At 72.6% G+C, this 19,927-nt stretch carries 18 protein-coding genes; 11 read left to right on the forward strand and 7 right to left on the reverse strand.

Annotated elements, in window-relative coordinates; all coding sequences use genetic code 11:
• Positions 1-34: 34 nt before the first annotated feature.
• Positions 35-1,957 carry a DHH family phosphoesterase gene (locus tag DP107_RS01475; RefSeq protein ID WP_144260357.1) on the reverse strand — a complete coding sequence of 641 codons (1,923 nt, stop codon included), beginning with the start codon at positions 1,955-1,957 and terminating at the stop codon, positions 35-37.
• Between the two features lie 221 nt (positions 1,958-2,178).
• Here DP107_RS01475 and serS point away from each other — a divergent pair, with 221 nt between their 5' ends.
• The 3 genes from serS to DP107_RS01490 all read left to right on the forward strand — a co-directional run bounded on the left by serS (position 2,179) and on the right by DP107_RS01490 (position 5,520).
• On the forward strand, positions 2,179-3,567 hold the full coding sequence (gene serS / locus DP107_RS01480) for a serine--tRNA ligase (protein ID WP_144260358.1): 1,389 nt from the start codon (positions 2,179-2,181) through the stop codon (positions 3,565-3,567).
• A 314-nt stretch (positions 3,568-3,881) separates the two neighbouring features.
• Entirely contained in the window at positions 3,882-5,261 is a 1,380-nt protein-coding gene (locus DP107_RS01485; RefSeq protein ID WP_144260359.1) for a glycerate kinase type-2 family protein, read from the forward strand.
• 46 nt (positions 5,262-5,307) lie between these two features.
• On the forward strand, positions 5,308-5,520 hold the full coding sequence (locus DP107_RS01490; RefSeq protein WP_144260360.1) for a hypothetical protein: 213 nt from the start codon (positions 5,308-5,310) through the stop codon (positions 5,518-5,520).
• A 24-nt stretch (positions 5,521-5,544) separates the two neighbouring features.
• On the opposite strand, the gene DP107_RS01495 is transcribed toward DP107_RS01490, so the two are convergent.
• Positions 5,545-6,576: an ArsA family ATPase gene (locus DP107_RS01495; protein ID WP_144260361.1), complete on the reverse strand. Its 1,032-nt coding sequence runs from the start codon at positions 6,574-6,576 to the stop codon at positions 5,545-5,547.
• 79 nt (positions 6,577-6,655) lie between these two features.
• A complete protein-coding gene (locus DP107_RS01500) occupies positions 6,656-7,756 on the reverse strand; it encodes a pyridoxal phosphate-dependent aminotransferase (protein WP_144260362.1) in 1,101 nt (366 codons plus the stop codon).
• 189 nt (positions 7,757-7,945) lie between these two features.
• Between DP107_RS01500 and DP107_RS01505 the strand changes: the two genes are divergently transcribed.
• The 6 genes from DP107_RS01505 to DP107_RS01530 all read left to right on the forward strand — a co-directional run bounded on the left by DP107_RS01505 (position 7,946) and on the right by DP107_RS01530 (position 13,090).
• Entirely contained in the window at positions 7,946-8,464 is a 519-nt protein-coding gene (locus DP107_RS01505) for a CinA family protein (RefSeq protein ID WP_144260363.1), read from the forward strand.
• Positions 8,465-8,515: 51 nt separating this feature from the next.
• On the forward strand, positions 8,516-9,886 hold the full coding sequence (locus DP107_RS01510; protein WP_144260364.1) for a D-aminoacyl-tRNA deacylase: 1,371 nt from the start codon (positions 8,516-8,518) through the stop codon (positions 9,884-9,886).
• A gap of 197 nt (positions 9,887-10,083) precedes the next feature.
• Positions 10,084-11,298, forward strand: a complete 1,215-nt coding sequence (gene ftsZ / locus DP107_RS01515; RefSeq protein WP_144260365.1) for a cell division protein FtsZ — start codon at positions 10,084-10,086, stop codon at positions 11,296-11,298.
• A gap of 119 nt (positions 11,299-11,417) precedes the next feature.
• Complete coding sequence (locus DP107_RS01520) at positions 11,418-11,591, forward strand: protein translocase SEC61 complex subunit gamma (protein ID WP_144260366.1); 174 nt, start codon at positions 11,418-11,420, stop codon at positions 11,589-11,591.
• Between the two features lies 1 nt (position 11,592).
• Positions 11,593-12,030 carry a transcription elongation factor Spt5 gene (locus DP107_RS01525; protein ID WP_144260367.1) on the forward strand — a complete coding sequence of 146 codons (438 nt, stop codon included), beginning with the start codon at positions 11,593-11,595 and terminating at the stop codon, positions 12,028-12,030.
• Positions 12,031-12,367: 337 nt separating this feature from the next.
• Positions 12,368-13,090, forward strand: a complete 723-nt coding sequence (locus DP107_RS01530; RefSeq protein ID WP_144260782.1) for a PHP-associated domain-containing protein — start codon at positions 12,368-12,370, stop codon at positions 13,088-13,090.
• Between the two features lie 3 nt (positions 13,091-13,093).
• Here DP107_RS01530 and DP107_RS01535 read toward each other — a convergent pair whose 3' ends face one another.
• The 3 genes from DP107_RS01535 to DP107_RS01545 form a co-directional block, all read right to left on the reverse strand.
• Positions 13,094-13,648, reverse strand: coding sequence for a metal-dependent hydrolase (locus DP107_RS01535; protein ID WP_144260368.1), 555 nt, complete (start codon positions 13,646-13,648; stop codon positions 13,094-13,096).
• 89 nt (positions 13,649-13,737) lie between these two features.
• Positions 13,738-15,330 (reverse strand): acyl-CoA carboxylase subunit beta, encoded by a 1,593-nt coding sequence (locus DP107_RS01540; protein WP_144260369.1) that lies wholly within the window; start codon positions 15,328-15,330, stop codon positions 13,738-13,740.
• Between the two features lie 167 nt (positions 15,331-15,497).
• Positions 15,498-17,642, reverse strand: a complete 2,145-nt coding sequence (locus DP107_RS01545) for a hypothetical protein (protein WP_144260370.1) — start codon at positions 17,640-17,642, stop codon at positions 15,498-15,500.
• A 136-nt stretch (positions 17,643-17,778) separates the two neighbouring features.
• On the opposite strand from DP107_RS01545, the gene DP107_RS19730 reads away from it, so the two are divergent.
• On the forward strand, positions 17,779-17,931 hold the full coding sequence (locus DP107_RS19730) for a DUF7550 family protein (RefSeq protein WP_185977124.1): 153 nt from the start codon (positions 17,779-17,781) through the stop codon (positions 17,929-17,931).
• A 10-nt stretch (positions 17,932-17,941) separates the two neighbouring features.
• Here DP107_RS19730 and DP107_RS01550 read toward each other — a convergent pair whose 3' ends face one another.
• Positions 17,942-19,318 carry a hypothetical protein gene (locus DP107_RS01550; protein WP_185977125.1) on the reverse strand — a complete coding sequence of 459 codons (1,377 nt, stop codon included), beginning with the start codon at positions 19,316-19,318 and terminating at the stop codon, positions 17,942-17,944.
• Between the two features lie 201 nt (positions 19,319-19,519).
• On the opposite strand from DP107_RS01550, the gene DP107_RS01560 reads away from it, so the two are divergent.
• A complete protein-coding gene (locus DP107_RS01560) occupies positions 19,520-19,885 on the forward strand; it encodes a DUF192 domain-containing protein (protein ID WP_144260373.1) in 366 nt (121 codons plus the stop codon).
• Positions 19,886-19,927: the final 42 nt, after the last annotated feature.

Consider the following 19,927-nt stretch of genomic DNA (forward strand, 5'->3'; position numbering starts at 1 on the left):
GTGGGGTGCCTGAGTTGGATCCGCCGCGCCGGCGTCAGTCCTCGCGGACGAGCGTGCTCCGCAGCGCCTCGTCCAGCTCCGCGTCGGCCATCTTCTCGATGAGCGCGTCCAGCACCTCGGCGCGCTTGCCGGGGACGAACTTGATGGAGCCGACGACGAGGTGGCCGCCACCGCTGACGCCTGCGCCCGGCAGCTCCTCGGTCAGCTCCGTCACCATCTCGGGGATGTCCAGGCGGACGCCGTCGGACCGGAGCACCGCGAAGTCCGGCCCGTAGCCGATGGTGATGACCGGGTCGCCCGTCTCCTTGACCTTCCGGTCGTGGACCTTGCCGGTCGTCTTCCCCGGCGCGGGGTAGATGAACCGGTGGGCGTGCTCGTCGACGTCGAGCCGGTAGAGGCGGGCGTCGTTGGCCAGTCGCTCCTGCTCGACGTGTGGGAGGGCGTCCTTGAGCTGGCGTTCGACGTCGCGCTGGGCACGCTCGGACATGAACGCGACTATCTCCTCGTGGCGGTCACCCTCGGCGGCCACGTCGAGCAGGTCGTTGACGAAGCCGCTGCCGTCGTTGTAGCGGAGCCAGTGGGCGGCGTAGTCGAGTGCCTCGCCGACGTCGCGGAGGTCGGCCTCGTCGTAGCCCTCCTCGGCGGCCAGGGCGAGGTAGTCGTCCATCGCGTCGGCCTCCGAGCGGTCCGAGAGGCCGCCGACGGCGGGGATGTGCCGTATCTCGTCGGTGATGGACGGGTCGACCAGCCGCGCGAGCTCGACGCCCATCATCCCGGTGGTGATGCGGTAGTCCTCGCCGTGGAGGTACGGGTTGACGTGGGCGTCCAGCAGCGGTTCGACCGCCTCGGGGTCCGGGTGGTGGTGGTCGACGACGACGATGGGGACGTCGTACTGGGCCATCGCCCGGTAGGCCGGGACGTCCTCCTCCGTGGAGCCGTTGTCGAGCATACAGAGCAGTGGTAGCTTCTGGCCGTGGCGCTCGCGGTCCTCCAGGGCGAAGTTGAGGTCGCGGGTGACGTCCTCCATCTCGTAGAACGGCGCCTTCGACGGGAGCCGCTTCAGGAGGTGCCGGGCGGCTTCGGCGTCCGCGTGGCTCGCCGTGATGAGTCGCTCCAGGGCGGCCTGGAGCGGGACGGACGCACACATCCCGTCGCCGTCGGCGTGGTGGCGCATCCGGATGGGGCGGTTCGACAGCGCGGCCCGGCGGAGGTGGCGGGCCACCTCGCGGAGGTCCTCGTGGATGGGCTCGAAGGCGGGCCAGTCGATGAGTGGCTCGACCTCGGGCGGCTCGGCGGCCTCGGCGAGCCGCTCCTCGTAGGCCCCGCTGACCTCGGCGCCGGCCTCGCCCCGGAGGCGGGACAGCTCGTCGACCTCGATCTGGAGGGCCTCCTGACGGTGCTCGGCCTCGCCGGTGACCCGTACCGCGTCGCCGACCTCGACGGCCGGGTAGGCCCGGACCCCGGCGGACTCGAACGCCGCGGCCGGGACGACCGCCTCGCCGTCGGCGAGGTGGAACAGCGTCGGGCCGCCGGTCTGCTTTATCTGGACGACGACGCCCTCGACGTTGACCAGATCGCCGACGTGGGCGTCGAGGTCGCGGACGGCGGCGTCGATACCGGCCGTGACGTCCTCGGTCGTGTAGTCATCGGGGTCGCGCTCGGCGAACGCGAGGTCGCCGTTCTCGCGGACCTCGATGAGTTCGACGACCAGCTCGTCGCCGACATCGTGGTCGCCACGGAGCTCGGAGTCGTGGACGAGCCCGGACACCCCGCCGGAGACGTCCACGAAGACGCCGTACTCGACGACGCCGTTGACGGTCGCGTGGTAGTGGTTCCCCTCCTCGAGCGCATCGGCGGTACAGGCGTCCGCGAGCCGGTAGACGACGGCCCCCCGGTTCGGGGCCCCGTCATCGGAATCGGCGCCGACGGTCTCGTCGGCGTCGGGCGAATGAGACATGTATCAGGAGTGTGGTCCGTTGCCGTTTAAGAGTTGTCAAACGGCCGACTGGCGGGGCCGAGGGGCGGACCCGGCGACGGGAACCGACGGTCGGCACGCCGGCGGTGATGGGCGGGCACGGCGTCGCTCGCCGCCGTCCGCCCGGTGCCAGGTACCCATGCGAGTCGCTCCCGCGACACCGACACGACTTTTCCGGCGACCCGAGAACCCTGACGTACCACATGATCCCCCGGCAGTACCTCCGCGAGCATCCGGACGAGGTGCGGGCGGCGCTCGACGCCCGCGGCTACGACGACGTGGACCTGGACGCGCTTCTGGAGGTCGACACCGAGTGGCGCGACCTGAAGGCCCGCGGCGACGGGCTGCGTCACGAGCGCAACGAGGTCTCGAGCGAGATCGGCCGGCTCAAGCAGGCGGGCAGGGACGAGGAGGCCCAGGCGGCTATCGAGGAGTCACAGGAGCTGAAGGCCGAGATCGAGGCGGTGGAGACCCGCGCCGACGAGCTGGAGGCGACCCTGGAGGCGGGGCTCCTGGAACTCCCGCAGATCCCCCACGAGGACGTCCCCGTCGGGGCCGACGAGGCCGACAACGTCGAGCGCCGGCGCGCCGGCTTCGAGGACGGTCGGGACCTCCCCGACGAGGTCGTCCCACACTACGACCTCGGCGAGGAGCTGGAGATCATCGACGAGGCCCGGGGCGCGAAGACCACCGGCAGCGGCTTCTACTTCCTGAAGGGCGAGGGCGCGCGGCTGGAGCACGCGCTGGTCCAGTTCATGCTGGACGTCCACCGGGAGCAGGACTACCACGACGTCTTCCCGCCGGTGCCCGTGACGAGCGCGTCGATGCGCGGGACCGGTCAGCTCCCGAAGTTCAACCACGACGCCTACCGCATCGGCGGCGCCGAGCGGGAGGACTACACGGACGAGGACCTCTGGCTCTGCCCGACCGCGGAGGTCCCCGTCACCAACATGCACCGCGACGAGATCCTGCTTGACGAGGATCTCCCGCTGAAATACCAGGCCTACACCCCGAACTTCCGGCGCGAGGCCGGTGAGCATGGCACCGAGACCCGGGGCATCGTCCGCGTCCACCAGTTCAACAAGGTCGAACTCGTCAACTTCGTCCGGCCCGAGGAGTCCTCCGACCGCCTGGACGCGCTCATCGACGAGGCCTGCGAGGTCATCGACCGGCTCGGACTCCCCTACCGGACGCTTGACCTCTGCACCGGCGACCTGACCTTCGCCTCGGCGCGTACCGTCGACATCGAGGTGTGGGCGCCCGGCACCGACACGGAGGACGGCCCCGAGGCGGGCGGCCGCTGGCTGGAGGTCTCCTCGGCGTCGAACTTCGAGGCGTTCCAGGCCCGCCGGGCCGGCATCCGGTACCGCCCGGAGCGCCACGAGTCGGCCGAGTACCTCCACACCCTGAACGCCTCGGGTACCGCCGTCGGCCGCGTGATGGTGGCCATCCTGGAGTACTACCAGAACGAGGACGGCACCGTCGACGTGCCCGAGCCGCTCCAGCCCTACATGGGCGGGACGGCGGTCATCGAGGGGCACGACTCGGTCGGGGAGTCGGCCGTCGGCGAGGGTGACGGCGACAGGGAGTAGTGCCGAGCCGGGGGGATGTGGCGTCTCCGACTGCTCGCAGTTGTTCCCTCTTTGGACGTATTATCGATATGTTCGCCGTATTTCATCGAAACGCCCCCGCTATCCGCCGAACTCCGAGCCGGGCCGCCGGCTGCCGCGAGCGGGACGACGGCGAGGGCCACGCCGCCCACCAGCGGGACCACGCGGGAACGGCACGCGACTGGCGAGGTACGTTGCCGTGCAGTCGGGTCGACCTCGCGGTGACCGGTCCAGGCCCGGATGTGGGCGTCCCCGACCGAGCCAGCGTTATATGCTCGCGCGGCGACCCTCCGGGCATGATACGGAACCGCGACGCGCTGCTGTCCGGGGCGCGTGACCCCGAACTCGCGGAACTCGCGCTGGACTGCGTCGCGGCGGGGATCCGCGGCGCCGACCCGGAGCGGGCGGCCCGCGAGCGCGTCCGGGTGGCGGGCGGGCGGCTCCACGTCGGGGACGCGGCGCACGACCTCGCGGCGCACGACCGGGTCGTCGTCGTGGGGGGCGGGAAGGCCGCGGCCGGCGTGGCCCGCGCGGTGGAGGGCGTCCTCGGCGACCACCTGACCGGGGGCGTCGTCGCCGTTCCCGCGGACGCGGACACGACCGGACTCGACCGTATCGAGGTCGTCACCGCTGGTCATCCGACGCCCGACGCGGGCAGTGTCACGGCGGCCGAGCGCGTCCTCGCGACCGCCCGAGCCGCGGACGAACGGACGCTCGTCCTCGCGGTCCTCACGGGCGGCGGGTCGGCGATGCTGGCCGCGCCGGCGGGCGACCTCGAACTCGCCGACCTCCGGGGCGCGACCGAGGGCCTGCTGGCCGCGGGCGCCGACATCGACGAGACGAACGCCATCCGGAAGCATCTCTCGGCGCTGAAGGGGGGTCGGCTCGCCCGGGCCGCCGCGCCCGCGACGGTCGCGGGGCTCCTCGTGAGCGATGTCGTCGGGGACGACCCCGCCGTCGTCGCGAGCGGGCCGACGGCGCCGGACCCGACGACCGACGCCGACGCGCTGGCGGTGCTTGACCGGTACGGGGTCGACGCGCCGGCGGTGCGGGCACACCTCCGGGCGGGCGTCGACGGGCAGCACCCGGGCACGCCGGCGGCTGGGGACGAAGCGTTCGGCCGCGTGACGAACCACGTCCTCGCCGGCGCCCGAACCGCCATCGACGCCGCCCGGGGCCGGGCGCGGGAGGCCGGCGCCGAGCCGCTCGTGCGCTCCTCGCGCGTCCGGGGCGAGGCCCGAGAGGCTGCGCTCACGGGGGTGGCCGTCGCGGAGGAGGTCCTCGACACGGGCGACCCCGTCACGCCGCCGGCGGTCGTCCTGTCGGGCGGTGAGACGACCGTCACCGTCCGGGGCGACGGGGTCGGCGGCCCGAACGGGGAGTACGCGCTTCGGGCGGCCATCGAGCTGGCGGGCACCGACGCGCCGGTGGCGCTGGCCGCGGTCGATACGGACGGTCGGGACGGCAGCGCGGACGCGGCGGGCGCGCTGGTCGACCCCGGGACGGTGGCTGACCGGGGCAGCGCGCGCGAGTCGCTGGCACGGAACGACTCGCACGGCTTCCTCGACGCCGCCGGGGCGCTCGTCGACACCGGCGCGACCGGGACGAACGTGAACGACCTGCGGGTCCTCGTGGTGGGGGATGGGGCGGGCGAGCCCGGGTCGCCGGGGGCGTGAGACGGGAACCGACCGTGTTTTCATGACTAGGGGGGTAGAGAGCAGTGTGTTCGACCTCCTGGAATCACCCCTGACCTTCGACCGCATCCAGTGGGCGACGTTCGGTATCCACCTGCTCGTGGGGTCACTGTTCATCGTCGGCGCCGTGTCGTTCCTGCAGTCGGGCGAGTTGGTCGGCGCCGCGCTGCAGTCGACGATGGCGCTGCTGTTCATCACGCTGGGGCTCGTCGTCGCCGGCATCGTCGGCCGGCGGCTCTGAGCGTGTCGGTCCCCCGGACCTGTCTCAGGCCAGACAGGCCGCGACGACACGGAGCATCCGCTCGCCCCGGACCTCATCGGCGAACAGCGGCACCCGCTTGACGTCGTGGCCGCGGAAGACGTCCTGCGCCCGCGAGAGCGCCGCCCGCTGGACCTCCCAGCGGCGCTGGCAGAACGCACACCCCTCCAAGTCCGGCGCGACGAACGGGTCATCGTCGACGTCGGCCACGTCGGCCAGGTCCTGCATCACCCGGTTGACCACGACCGTCCCGACGGGCACCTCGAACGCGCGGAGCCGCTCCAGCAGATGCTCGGACTCCACGACGCTCATCTCCTCGGGCACCATCACGACCCGGAAGTCCGTCCGGGCGGGGTCACGCAGGCGCTCACGAAGTCGCTCGACGCGGTCGGCCAGCGCCCGCAGGTCGTCCATCCCCTGCTCTATGGACTGGTCGTCCGCGTCGGCCCCGAACAGCCCCTTGACGCTGCCCATCATCCCGGAGAGGCGCTCCCGGAAGGCCAGCAGCCGGCCGGTGAGCGACTCCATCAGCTCCGGGAGTTCGAGCAGTCGGAGCGTGTGCCCCGTCGGCGCGGTGTCGACGACGACCCGGTCGAACCGGTCGTCGTCCATGTACTGCAGCAGGAGCTGCATCGCGGCGGCTTCGTCGGCCCCCGGCATCGTCCCCGCCGCGAAGGGGTTGAACCCCTCGTCCTGCATGAGCGCGTCCAGCCCGCCGAGCATCCCGCCGCCGCCCTCGGCGAAGGGACCACTCGACATCGCGTCCGGGTCGATCTCCGCGGCGTACAGCGGGACGTCCTCGCGGACCCGCGTCGGTTCCGCCGGGATGGGCGTCTCCAGCGAGTCCGACAGGGAGTGTGCGGGGTCCGTCGAGACGGCCAGTGTCGCCACGCCGTCGCGGGCCGACGCCAGCGCCGTGGCGGCCGCCATCGTCGTCTTGCCGACACCGCCCTTCCCGCCGTAGAGGACGTACTCCGGCGCGTCGACCGCGACGGAGTCCTCGAGGCTCTCCACGGCCTCCACGTCGATCTCGGTCATGGGAGTCGGTACTCCACGCGGACGGGAGTACCCGTCGGTCCCCGCGCGCTCGGAGGCCGACGAGGGACCCTGGCTCCCCTCAGGCGAAGAACTCAGTCAGCCGCTCGGCAGCCGTCTCGACCCGCGGCGTGACCAGCGCGAACCGGAGCCAGTCCGTCCTGCTCTCCCCGAACGCGTCGCCCGGCATCCCGGCGACCCCGGCCTCGTCGATGAGCCGCTCGACGTTGGCCAGCGTCCCCGGGTAGCCGTCGAACCGCGCGAGGACGTAGAACGCCCCCTCCGGCGTGACGTAGTCGGCACCCGCCGCGTCGAGCGCGGCGGTGAACGTCCCGATACGGTCGGCGACCAGCTCGCGGTTGGCCCGGTAGTACTCCGGCGGTGTCTCCCGGAGCGCTCGCAGCACCGCGTACTGTGCGGGTCGGGAGCAGGCGACGTTCGTCAGCATATGCCGGGTCCGGACCGCCGGGCGGAGCTGCTCGGGGACGACGGCGTAGCCGACCCGGAGCCCGGTGATGGCCATCGACTTCGAGAACGCGTTCGTGACGAAGCGATGGTCGGAGTCGAACGCAAGCGCCGACGCGAACCGCCCCGAGTGGTCGAACCGGCTGTACACCTCGTCGCTGACGAGTAGCGCATCGTTCGCCTCCGCAACGTCGACCAGCGACCGCATCGTCTCCCGCTCGTACACCGCGCCCGTGGGGTTGTTCGGCGAGTTCGCGACGATGACCGCAGTGTCCTCGCTGGCCGCCCGGCGCACGTCGGCCGGGTCGAGCCGACCCTGCTCGTCGGCCGCCACGTAGCGCGCGTCGGCGCGCAGCAGCTCCGCACGGCCCGCGTAGTACGGGTAGACGGGGTCGGTCAGCAGCACCTCCGAGCCGGGGAACTCGTCGAGGCCGACCGCCATCCCGAGGTGGTTGGCCTCGCCCGCGCCGTTCGTGACGAGGACGCTCCCCGTCGGTACGTCGTGTTCGGCGGCGATGGCCGCCCGGAGTTCGTCCAGCCCCTCGCTCGGCGGGTACTGGTAATGCTCGACCGACAGGTCCGCGTACTCCCGCAGTCCCTCGCGGAGCGCCTCGGGCGGCGCCCAGTCCGGGTTCCCGCTCACCATGTCCACCACGTCCCGCTCGGCCGCGTTCGCGTACTGCATCACCCGGAAGAAGAGTGGCCGCTCGTAGTCCATACCGACGCTGGCGGCCACGCGAACCTGGTTCTTGCCATCGTTCGCGGATCACGACCGTTCAAAGAGGGCTGGACCGGGGCGGACGGCGAACGCGTAAACCGTCAGCCGCGATACGAAATCGGGGGTGGACACCCACGGCAGGACCACGAGAGCACCCGGCTTCATGAGCCGGAGGCGTCTATGACGGATATGGACGAGTTCGCGGCCGACCCGCCGGTCGAGGAACGCATCGGCGACGCGCTCCGGGAGACGGACGCCACCATCGCGGTCGCCGAGTCGGCCACGGGCGGGCTCATCGGCTCGCTCCTGACGGACGTCCCCGGCTCCAGCGACTACTTCGACCGCTCCCTGGTGACGTACTCGTACGACGCCAAGCGTGACGTGCTGGCGGTCCCCCGCGAGCATCTGGACGAGTACGGGGCCGTCAGCGAGCCGGTGGCCCGGGCGATGGCCCGCGGGGTCCGGGACACGGCCGACACGACGTGGGGGGTCGCGACGACGGGTATCGCCGGGCCGACCGGCGGCGACGGGGACCCGGTCGGGACCATATACATCGCTGTGGCGTACGCGGGCGCGTGGGGGTCGGGCGAGTCGGCGACCGGCGTCGAGCGGCACGTCTTCGACGGCGACCGGGAGCAGCTAAAGGAGCGCTTCGCCAGGCGGGCACTCGGGGACTGTCTGGCCGCCATCGAGTCGCGTCGGGACTGACCGGCGGAACCGACCGACGCGTTTTCCTCGGCACGGCACCCAGCTAGGCGCGTGTTAGCCATCGCCGTCAGCCGCGCGGACAGCGCCTCCGTCCACATCGGCGAGCAGCTGCGCGACGCCGCGACGTGGACCGAGCACGCGGACGCGTCGCGGGCGGACGCGGGCGGCGGCGGCACCGTCTACCGCACCGAGGGCGCCGAGCTGCGCGAGTTCGAGGAGCTGCATCTACGTCTCGATGGGGTCGCGTCGGCCTTCGGGACGGTCGACGACGGCCCGAGCCGCGAACCGGAGCTGCTGGCGTTCGCCTCGAAGCACGCCGGCGACACCGGGGAGCTGCTGACGGCGCACCACACCGGCAACTTCGGGGCGGCCGACCACGGCGGCGCGGACGGGGAGCTGGCGACGGCGGCCCCGAACGCGGCGGCGCACGCACTCGGCGCCCTTGCCGAGCACGCGCCGGACGGCTACGAGGCCGGGTTGGAGTGCACCCATCACGGCCCGACGGGTGTGGGTTGCCCGTCGCTGTTCGTGGAGGTCGGGAGCGACGAGGCCCAGTGGGCCGACGCCGACGCCGCGCGGGCCGTCGCGCGGGCCATCCTCGACCTCCGCGGCGTCGACCCGACGGGCGAGCGGGCGGTCGTCGGCTTCGGCGGCGGCCACTACGTCCCCCGTTACGAGCGCATCGTCCGGGAGACCGACTGGTGCGTCGGCCACATCGCGGCGGACTGGTGCCTGTCGGACCTCGGCGACCCGGCGACCGCGGCGGCTCGCGGGACGGTCGACGCCGCGTTCCGCGAGAGCGGCGCGACCCGCGCGCTCGTCGAGGGGGACCACCCGGAGCTCGTCGCGGTCATCGAGGCCCTCGGCTACCGCGCGGTCCGGGAGACGTACCTCCGGGAGACGACGGGCGTGCCGCTGGCGACGGTCGAGCGCGCGGAGTCGACGCTGTGTCCCGTCGAGGCGGGCCTCCGCTTCGGCGACCGCGCGACGGGCTACGAGGGACCGCTGGCGACGGTCGACCTGCCCGAGGCGCTCGTCGCCGAATGCGAGGGGATCGATACGGAGCGGACGCGGGCGGCGGTCGACGAGCGGGTCGTCGCCCTGGAGACGAGCGAGAACGGCACCCTCGTCGGCGGGCGGGCGCTCGTCCCGGGTGACGCGGACCGTGCGGCGACGGTTCGCGCGGAACTGGTCGGCGACCTCGTCGGCGTCCTCCGGGAGCGCTACGACGGGGTGAGTCTCCGCGCGGACGCCGTCGTCGCGCGGCGGACCGCGTTCGACCCGGAGAAGGCCCGGACGCTCGGCGTCCCGGAGGGGCCGGCGTTCGGCCGACTGTCGGCCGGCGAAACCGTCGAGGTGAACGGACGGACCATCACCCCGGACGCGGTCAGCTCCGATGAGGAGCGGCGGTTCCCGCTCTGAGTCGGGGGGCCGCGCGAGCGCCAGACATCGGACGGAGAGCCGTGGCGCCCACGGCCCGACCGACCGCGTTCCGTATCGTCACAGACGGTTTATCGGCTCACTCCCCGTCGAAAGCGGCAAGACCGCGCATCGGCGTCAGACACGCGTGTGACGGCGGAGTAAGCTACTTACGGGATGTAGGCATCCGACCCGACAGGATGGACTCGCTGATCGAGGACGCTATCGACGAGGCCGAGCACAGGGAGGAGGACCCGACTGGGGACGGGTCGGCGAACCCGAACGACCACTCGCCGAACGCGTCGGGCACCATGACCGACGACGAGCTGGCGAGCGTCGTCGACGATCTCGAAACCAAGATCACCGTCGTGGGCTGTGGCGGCGCCGGCGGTAACACCGTCACCCGGATGCACGATGAGGGTATCCACGGCGCGAAACTGGTCGCCGCCAACACGGACGCCCAGCACCTCGCGGGAGAGGTCGCGGCGGACACGAAGATCCTCATCGGCCGCCAGCGGACCGGCGGCCGCGGCGCGGGCTCCGTCCCGAAGATCGGGGAGGAGGCCGCCCAGGAGAACATCGACGACGTCAACGCCGCCATCGACGGCTCGGACATGGTGTTCGTGACCGCCGGACTCGGCGGCGGCACCGGCACCGGCGCGGCGCCGGTCGTCGCACAGGCCGCACAGGAGCAGGACGCACTCACCATCGCCGTCGTGACGGTCCCGTTCACGGCGGAGGGCGAGCGCCGGCGGGCCAACGCCGACGCCGGCCTCGAGCGGCTCCGGGCGGTCGCCGACACGGTCATCGTCATCCCGAACGACCGGCTGCTGGACTACGCGCCGAACCTGCCGCTCCAGGACGCGTTCAAGATCTGTGACCGCGTCCTGATGCGCTCGGTGAAGGGGATGACCGAGCTCATCACCAAGCCCGGCCTCGTCAACGTCGACTTCGCCGACGTGAAGACCATCATGGAGAACGGCGGCGTCGCGATGATCGGCCTCGGCGAGTCCGACTCGCAGAACAAGGCCCAGGACTCCATCCGGTCGGCGCTGCGCTCGCCGCTGCTGGACGTGGAGTTCGACGGCGCCAACTCCGCGCTCGTCAACGTCGTGGGCGGCCCGGACATGAGCATCGAGGAGGCCGAGGGCGTGGTCGAGCAGATCTACGACCGCATCGACCCCGACGCCCGCATCATCTGGGGCGCCTCGGTCGACGAGGAGTTCGACGGGAAGATGGAGACGATGATCGTCGTCACGGGCGTCGACAGCCCGCAGATATACGGCAGGAACGAGGCCGCAAAGGGGGCCGGCACCACCCCGGCCGGCGATGTCGACGGAGCCGCCGACACCGGCGCCGTCGAGGGCGGCCAGCAGCCGGCCTCCTCCGACGGCGGTATCGACTTCGTCGAGTAGTCGGCCGTCGCGATCGCTCCTCGCACCCGCTCTCGAAGCCCGATAGCGACGGGCTCCGGCCGCGTGGACGGGTCCGTCGGACCAACAGGTATAGAAAGCCCGCCCGGGAAAACGGCGATATGCAAGTACCGAAGGATCTGGGCTCGTACACTCGGGTGCTCAAACTCGCAAGCACCCCCTCCTGGGAGGAGTTCTCCCGGGTCGCCCTCATCGCCGGCGTCGGGGTCATCCTCGTCGGTATCCTGGGCTTTCTCATCTTCGTGGGGATGAACTTCGTCCCCGGAGGGGCCTGAGATGGGTATCTTCGCCGTCAAGACGACCGCCAGCCAGGAGCGCACCGTCGCGGACATGATCATGAGCCGCGAGGAGGATTCGGTCCACGCCGCGCTGGCGCCGGACTCGCTCACCTCCTACGTGATGGTCGAGGCCGACGACATCTCCGTCTTCGACCGCATCCTCGACGAGATCCCCCACTCCCGGGGCGTCGTGCAGGGGAAGTCCTCCATCGCCGAGGTCGAGCATTTCCTCTCGCCGAAACCGGACGTCGAGGGCATCGCCGAGAGCGACATCGTCGAGCTCATCGCCGGCCCGTTCAAGGGCGAGAAGGCGAAGGTCCAGCGCATCGACGAGGGCAAGGACCAGGTGACGGTCGAGCTGTACGAGGCGACCGTTCCCATCCCGGTGACGGTGCGTGGCGATCAGATCCGCGTGCTGGATTCGGACGAGCGGTAGTTCGTCGTTCCGGGCGGGCGCCGGTTTCTACGATATCCGCGCCGTATCGTCGCTCCGGAGCGGCGCGACCGGTTATCCGACGCGTTCACCACGAATCCGACACAGAGCCAGCCATACCCACGGCGTCCCGGGGGACGGGAAGTAAACCGGATACGGCGATATCGAATCGGGTACGGCCGGGATGCCGTCGACCGCGATGGGGTCGGCGCTCGCCTCGTGTCCGTGGCCCACGTCACTCGCGGGTCGCGGTCGGGCCGACCCGCAACGGCTTAGACCCTCACCCGCGCACGCGGGGACAGTGACTGACGGCGAGTTCCGGGTCGACCCGCACGTGAAGATGGTTGACGAGCGGGTCGTCGCGCGGGCCAAGCGGCGCGGCCTCGACGCGCTGGTGTACGCCCCGCATTTCACCCGGTTACCGGACATCCGGGCGCAGGCGCGGCGGTTCTCCGACGAGGAGCTGCTCGTCGTCCCGGCCCGGGAGGTGTTCACGGGGAGCTTCCACGAGCGCAAGCACGTCCTCGCGCTCGGCCTCTCCGAGCCGGTGCCGGACTTCATCTCGCTGGAGGCGGCGATGGCGGAGTTCGACCGGCAGGACGCCGCCGTGCTCGCGCCGCATCCGGAGTTCGCCACCGTCAGCCTCGAGACCGAGGACCTCGCCGACTACCGGAGGACGGTCGACGCCATCGAGATCTACAACCCGAAGCACCTGCCGCGTCACAACCGCCGGGCCGGTGAACTGGCCCGGGACACCGGGCTTCCGCCGTTCGGCTCCTCGTACGCGCACCTCCGGGGGACGGTCGGCGAGGTCTGGACGGCGTTCGAGGAGCCGTGCTGGTCCGAGGCGGCGCTGGCGACCGCGCTAAGGGAGGGCACCCCACGGCGGGTGTACCACCGGGACGGCCCGACGCACGCGGGCCGCTGCGTGGCGGAGACGGGCCACCTGCTCTACGAGAACACCTGGGAGAAGATCGACCGACTGTTCCTCCAAGGCACCGAGCCCACGCATCCGCGACATATCGCCTACGAGGGCCGGTTCGACGACGCGGCGGTCTACTGACCGTCAGACCGGGAGTCCGGCCGGCACGGCGACCAGCCAGCCGAAGACGGCGGTCACGGACTCGTTGCCGACGCCGGGCGCGAGCGGCAGCGTCTCGACGGCGGTCCGCACGACGCCGGGGACGACGTGGACGAACACGGCGACAACGCCGATCTCCAGGGCCGTCACCAGCACCGTCACCGCGTCGGCGTACTTGCTGCTCGTGCTCACGCCGGCCGGGAGCCCGAACTCCTCGGGCCACGGGTAGAACAGCGCGATACCGCGCTTGGAGCCGACGACGTCCAGCACGTAGTGACTGAGGACGCCGATCCAGACGTAGTGGAGGTTGCCGAAGTAGATGGGGTAGAGCGCGAAGACGGCCAGCGTCAGCAGGTTGTGGAAGGTCTTCCGGTGGGTGCCGAAGGCGGTGTCGATGTCCGGGAACAGCGCGCCGAGCGTCACCGGGACCAGCGTCATCGCGATAGTGCGGAACGTCGCCACGTCGCCGGCCGGCTCGAGGACGTAGCCCAGCCCGATAGCCAGGAGGACGCCGTTCAGCACGTGACCCTTCTTGTTCATCAGCCGGAGCCACTCGGCGCCGCCGGACAAGCGTTTCCGTCGGCGGGCCCCGCGTCAGCCGGGCGTCCGACACGGGGGGCGGGGCCGGTTCAGATGGGGTCGATGGGGTGCTTCTTCGGCGGCCAGTCCGCCTCGAGGGCCTCGTCCGCGCGGTCGAGCGTCCGGGCGATGCGCCCACGGGTCTCGGCCGGCTCGATCGCCGCGTCCACGCCGACGCCCGACGCGGCCCGGACCGCACCCGTCCGGTCCTGGAACTTCGCGATGAGTTCCTCGCGCCTGGCCTCCGGGTCGTCGGCCGCCTCGATCTCCCGGCGGTAGGCCACGTCGACCGCGCCCTCGATGCCCATCGCGGCCACCTCCGCCGTCGGCCAGACGACGGTGAGGTCGTTGCGCGCCGAGCGCCCCCCGCCCATCGCGACGTGGCCGAAGCCGTACCCCCGTCGGAGGACGACGTTGATGATGGGGACGGTCGCGCGGTTGAGCTGGAAGGGGAGCTTGCCGGCGTGGCGGGCGACCCCCTCGGCCTCCGAGTCCGGTCCCGGCAGGACGCCGGGCGTGTCCTCGAACAGCAGGAGTGGGAGCCCGAAGGCGTCACAGAGCGAGGCGAAGCGGGCGGCCTTCTCCGAGGCGTCGGTGTCGATGGTGCCGGCCAGCGCGGTCGGCGCGTTCGCGATGACACCGACGGGGCTGCCCTCGACGCGGGCGAGGGCGGTGACGACGTTCCGGGCGTAGCGGGGCTTCAGTTCGAGGACGGAGCCGGCGTCGACCACGCCCGCCAGCACGTCGTGCACGTCGTACCCCTTCTTCGGGTCCGCCGGGATGACGTCGACCAGCCGGTCGGGGTCCCGTTCGGGCGGGCGTGGCTCGGCCGCCGGCGGGTCGCGCCGGCAGTTGCGCGGCAGGTACGAGAGCCACTCGATGATGGCATCCAGACACGCCTCGTCGCTCGGGTACGCGGCGTCGGCCATCCCCGTCCGGGCCGTGTGGACGTCAGTGCCGCCGAGCTCCTGCTTCGACAGCTCCGTCCCGAGGGCGGCCTCGACCAGCGACGGCCCCGCGACGCCGAGCGTCGACCCCTCGACCATCGGGACGAAGTCGGCCATCACGGAGAAGTTGGTCGGCGCGGCGAAGCCGGGGCCCATCATCGCCGAGACGAACGGCACCCAGCCCGAGAGCTTCGTCTGCTGGCGGAACAGCCCGCCGTCACCCTGCGCGGTCGGCCGGGCGTCGAGCCCCTCCTGGATGCGGTGGCCGCCGCCGTCGTGCAGGGTGACGACCGGATAGCCCCGGTCGATGGCGAGGTCGTAGAGCCGCTCCAGCTTCCGGCCGCCGGTGTGGCCGATGGAGCCGCCTTTCACCGTGAAGTCGGTCGCGGCGACGGCTACCGGGCGGCCGTCGACCTCGCCGATACCCGCGACCACGCCGTCGGCCGGGGCGTCCTCGCGCTCCCAGTCGACCGTCTCCGGCGTGGTCGGGGCGGGCGCCGCGAGCTGGCCGATCTCGTCGAAGCGCTCGCAGTCGCAGAGATATCGCACCCGCTCGCGGGCGGTCAGTTTGTCGTGCTCGTGCTGGCGCTCGACCGCCTTGGGCCGGCCCTCGTCGCTCACCGCCCGGCGCTCGGCGCGCAGCCGCTCGGTCAACGCCGTCGCGTCCAGGTCACGTCGGTCCGCGTCGTCACGCATGCTCGTCGCCAGCGGGGCCGGGCTGTTAGTGGTTGGCCACGGCGAGGGTGGTCGGCCGTGGTCGGTATCAGCGCAATCCGTGGGGTTCCCCGATAGTTCCACGCGTGTCCCGGCCGTCGGCCGTTCCCGGATTCGGACAGCGGAATCGGGGCGGTCTGCCCCCCAGGTCATCGCAGTCGCGAGCACAGGAGCGCCACCGCGGCCAGCCCGGCCAGCGTCGTCGCGAGGCCGAAGCCGTCGCCCGACGCCCCGGAGGGGGTCAGCGGCGTGGGGGTATCCGTCTCGTCCCCGTTCCGGGCCGTCGTGCCGTCCCCATCGCCCTCGCCGTCGGTCCGGCCGTCGCCGGCGGTCGTCGGCCGGTCGCCGCCGGTCGCCGTCCGGGTGGGCCCGCCGGCGCCCGACCCGCCGCCCGGGTTCGAGGTCGGGGTGGGCGTCGGGTCGCGAACCCGGAGCGTCGCGGAGCGGTCGCCGGCGGCGACGGTGTACGCGGCGGCGCGCTCGACGCTCGTCGTCGCGGTCAGCGTCGTCGACTCGCCCGGCGCGAGGCGGACGGGCCGTTCGGTCAGGGTCCGCTCACCGACCGTCAGCGCGACGGTGCCGTCGGCTGGCCGGTCAGCCGGGTTCGCGACGACGGCCGCGAACTCGGCCCGCTCGCCCACCGCGAGCCGGCCGGGCACCCGCAGGTCGCTCACCCGCGGTGTCGCCGGCTCCCGGACCGCCACCGACCGGGTGGCCTCGCCGAGTCGGAGCGACCGCTCGCCGGTCGTCCGGACGGGGACCGTCCACGAGAGGGGGGTCGACGCGCCGGCCTCGAGACTGCCGCTGCGGGTGTCGGCCGCGCGGTCGCCCAGCCGGAGGGTGGCGGTGAACTCGCCGGCGGCGTCGCCGGTGTTCTCGGCGGTCGCGTCGACGACGAGCCGTTCGCCGGGAACCAGCGTCGGTGGCCGGTCGACGCTCGTGTTCCGGTACGGCCCGCGAACGGCGAACCTACCGAACCGGTAGTCGATGGCAGCGAGGCCGCCGAAGACCCGAGCGTGCTCCGAGCGGGTCCAGGTCTCGGCCGCGGCGTCGGTCTCGGTCAGCCGGCGGGCGAGGTCGCGGGAGTCGGACCCGCCGACGGCCTCGATGCTCCCGAGGAGGGTCGACTGGTCGAGCCGGCCGCCGCCGGCCCGGTCCTGGGCCCGGCGGATGGCGTCCTGCAGGGTCGCCGCGCCGTCGGACTCGATGCGGATCCGCCGGTCGATGGCGGCGAACGCCAGCGCCCCCTTCCAGTAGTTCGCGCCCGTCCCCCGCCAGGTGTCCGGCTCGGCCAGCGTCACGTCGGCGTACCGCTCGCGGGCGCCGACGTCGAGGTGCCGGCGGTACTGCGTGTAGTTGATCTGGCCGGCCCGCAGCGCCCGCGTGACGGCGTAGTAGTCGGCCATCCCCTCGTAGCTCCAGCGGGTCGCGTCGGTCGGTCGGGAGGTCTGCCGGGTGTGGACGTACTCGTGGACCCAGACGTTCTCCGGGCCGTCGAGTCGCTGGACGTCGCGGACCCAGAACGCCGACGAGCCGCGCTGGAGACCCGTCGACCCGTACGCGACGCCGTCGGTCGGCGCGGCGATGGCGAGCACCTCGTCGTCGGCCGGGCCGAGCGTCGTGGTCCGTGCGACGCCGGCCAGCGAGTCCAGCACGTCGGCACGGGACGCCCGGAGGTCGGCCGCCTCGGGGACGGCCAGGCGGAGCCGCTGGCCCGCGACCTCGCGGGCGGTCGTCTCGACCGGGCCGACGAACAGCAGGCTCTCGCCGGCGACGCCGGGCCCGTCGACGGAGTGGCTCCGCCGGATCGGCTCGCGCCCGCCCGTCCCGGAGTAGATCACGCCGAGCTGCGGCGGTTTCAGCAGCGCCCAGTCGCCGGTGTCGACGTAGAGGAAACCGCTCGTCTCGGCGCCCTCGCGGCCGCGCGTGACGGTCTCGTTGACCGGGAGCCGGTAGGTCAGCGACGGGCTGTCGGTGGTTCGGGTCCACTCGTACTCGCGGGGCGCGCGCTGCCGGAACCCGTCGGTGTCCGTGACCTCCACACCCTGGGGGACCTCGGCCGTCAGCGAGGTGACGCCGTCGGGGACCTCGAACGCGGCGACGACCCCGACCTCGCCGGGGCGCTCCGGGGTCAGCGAGGTGGTGAAGTCGATGTGGAGGCCGCCGTGGGGCGCACCCGTCGCTTCCGTCGTGGCGGTCGTGCTCGCCGTCGCCCCGCTCGCGAGCGGCACGCCGGCGCTTCCGACGACGAGGCAGACGGCGAGCAGGAGCGCGCCGACCCGTGGCCCGTCCATCGCGTCATCGTTCGCCGCCGAGGCGTATAACCTCCCGGCGGGCGGTGGCTCCCGCCGGGATTCCGCGACAGCGGCGCCCCGACGGCCGTCCGCCGCGGACCGGTACTGGCAAGTGCGCCCCGACGGACGACCGGATATGGCAGATGACCACGGCCATGACGACGAGGCGGAGGGGCGCACGACCGCCCCGCAGAGCGAGTACACCCCCCAGCAGGTCGGTATCGGCTTCGCCGTCGCGCTGGTGGGGCTGTTCGTCGTCTTCGGCGTCCCCCTCGCACTCACGCTGTGACGGGGGCCGCTCACCCGTTCTCGGCACCGTCCGTCGCGATCACCACCCGCCCGTCCTCACCGCGCACCGTGGTCGTCCCCGCGTCGACGAACCCCGGCTCCCCGAGTAGCAGCACCGCCGTCCGGTCGTCCGTCCGGACGAGCCGGTAGGCCACCCGTCGGTCGTCGACCGTCCCCGACCACCGCCGTCCGGGTCGGTCGTCGACCAGCGGGCCGCTCCCCGTCCGACGGTCCAGGTACGTTCCGACGGCTTCGTCGAAGGTGCTCGCGTTCGCGGCGGCGTCGAAGCGGACGACCCAGGCGTAGCTGCGAGCGCCGGACTCGTCGTTGAACGCGATGCGGGTGTCGTTCCCCCAGCCGCCGGCCGCGCGTGCGGCCCGCTCGTCGTCCAGCTCCGTCGCCAACGCGACCCGGAGGAACGCCTCACCCAGCCGCCCCCGCCGCGGCGCGAACGTCTCCTGCCAGGTCCCCGTCCGCGCACCGCGCAGTTCGACCCGGAGCGGGACGGGCGGGTCCTCGACGCCGGGATGGAGCACCTGCTCGCTCGTCCGCGGCGGGTCCCGGTAGAGCGACGGGAGCGCCCGCGGCCCGGACAGCGTCGCGTTGGCGTACCGGTAGCCGAACCGGTACGGCGCGAAGCTGTAGCGGGCGGCGCCCTCGCTCGCCCGGTAGCTCGCAGCCACGGCACGCGAGGGGCGCTCGCCCGGCGCGGTCCGGTTCGCGATGTGGGTCCGCCAGTAGCGGTCCTGCGCGTAGGTCGCCGCCCCCTCGATGACGGCCGTGCTGGCGAACTCCCCGTCCGGCCCCGGGCCGGTCGCGGCCTGCACCCGCCCGATAGCCCCGGTCCGGAACTGGACGGTGTGGGTGAACTCGTGGGCCAGCACGTGCTCGGTGAACGCCGGCCGGTCCGTGACGTTGCGGTTGAGGTAGACGGTCCGCGGGCCGACGACGAACGCCGCGGCCTCGACCTCGGAGACGTTCCGCTCCAGGCCGAGCAGCCGCTGGAACTCCGGCGGCCGCGTGGTGTTGGCCGTCGTGTTCAGCAGCTGGACCGCCTCGGGACGGGGCGCCGCCGTCCCGAGCAGTCGCTGGGTCCGGTCGTACACCGCGGTCGCGTCGACCGGGATACGACCACTGCGGACGGCAATGGTCGACTCGTCGCCGGGGGGGCCGTCGAACGACGCGCCGGGGGCCGACTGTCGGGAGGACGGCGTCGGTGTGGGGGTCTGCCTGTCCGTCGGCGTGGGCGTCCGTGTCGCGGTCGGCTCGTCCGCCGGCGTGGGCGTCGGGCCTCCGGCGTCGCCGTCGGCCGTCGGGCCGCCGTAGCCGACGCTACAGCCGGACAGGGCCAGCAGGAGGGCCAGACCGACGGCGGCGGCAGCTCGCACTACACGCACATAGGAACGCCCGGCGCTAAACCCTTGGCCCCGTGCGCGGGCCGGACGGCCGCACCGTTCCGAGTTTATCCGCCGGTTTCGTCCGTAACGTGCTGTTTCCGCATCGAACTGCCACCGTACAACGTCAGTTCTCTCCTCTCGTGTGTCGAGTCAGGCACAACGTATAAGCGGTGACCCTCCGAGAGGTCGGCCGTGCGTGTCGTCCACGAACCGGCAACCGGGTCCGGGCGGGTCCTCGCCACGACCGTCGAGGTCGCCGACAGCTTCCTCTCGCGGGCCCGGGGGCTGATGTTCCGACGCTCCGTGCCGGCCGAGTACGCGCTGGTCTTCCCGTTCGGCCGCGTCGCGACCCGTGGCCTCCATATGCTGTTCGTCCCGTTCGATATCGACGCCGTGTGGCTGGTCGAGGGGGAGGTCCGGGCGGTCAGGTGCCTGCACGCGTGGCTCGGTCACGGACGGGCGCGGGCCGACACCGTCATCGAGTTGCCCGCCGGGGCGGCCGACGATGTCGAGGCCGGTGACCACGTCCGGGTCGTCGGATCGGAGGACGGAGGCTGATACCTCCGACGGGGCTGGCGGTACCGCCGTCGCACCGTGGTA

Origin of the sequence: Haloglomus irregulare (assembly GCF_007421925.1) — an archaeon.
Taxonomy (GTDB): domain Archaea; phylum Halobacteriota; class Halobacteria; order Halobacteriales; family Haloarculaceae; genus Haloglomus; species Haloglomus irregulare.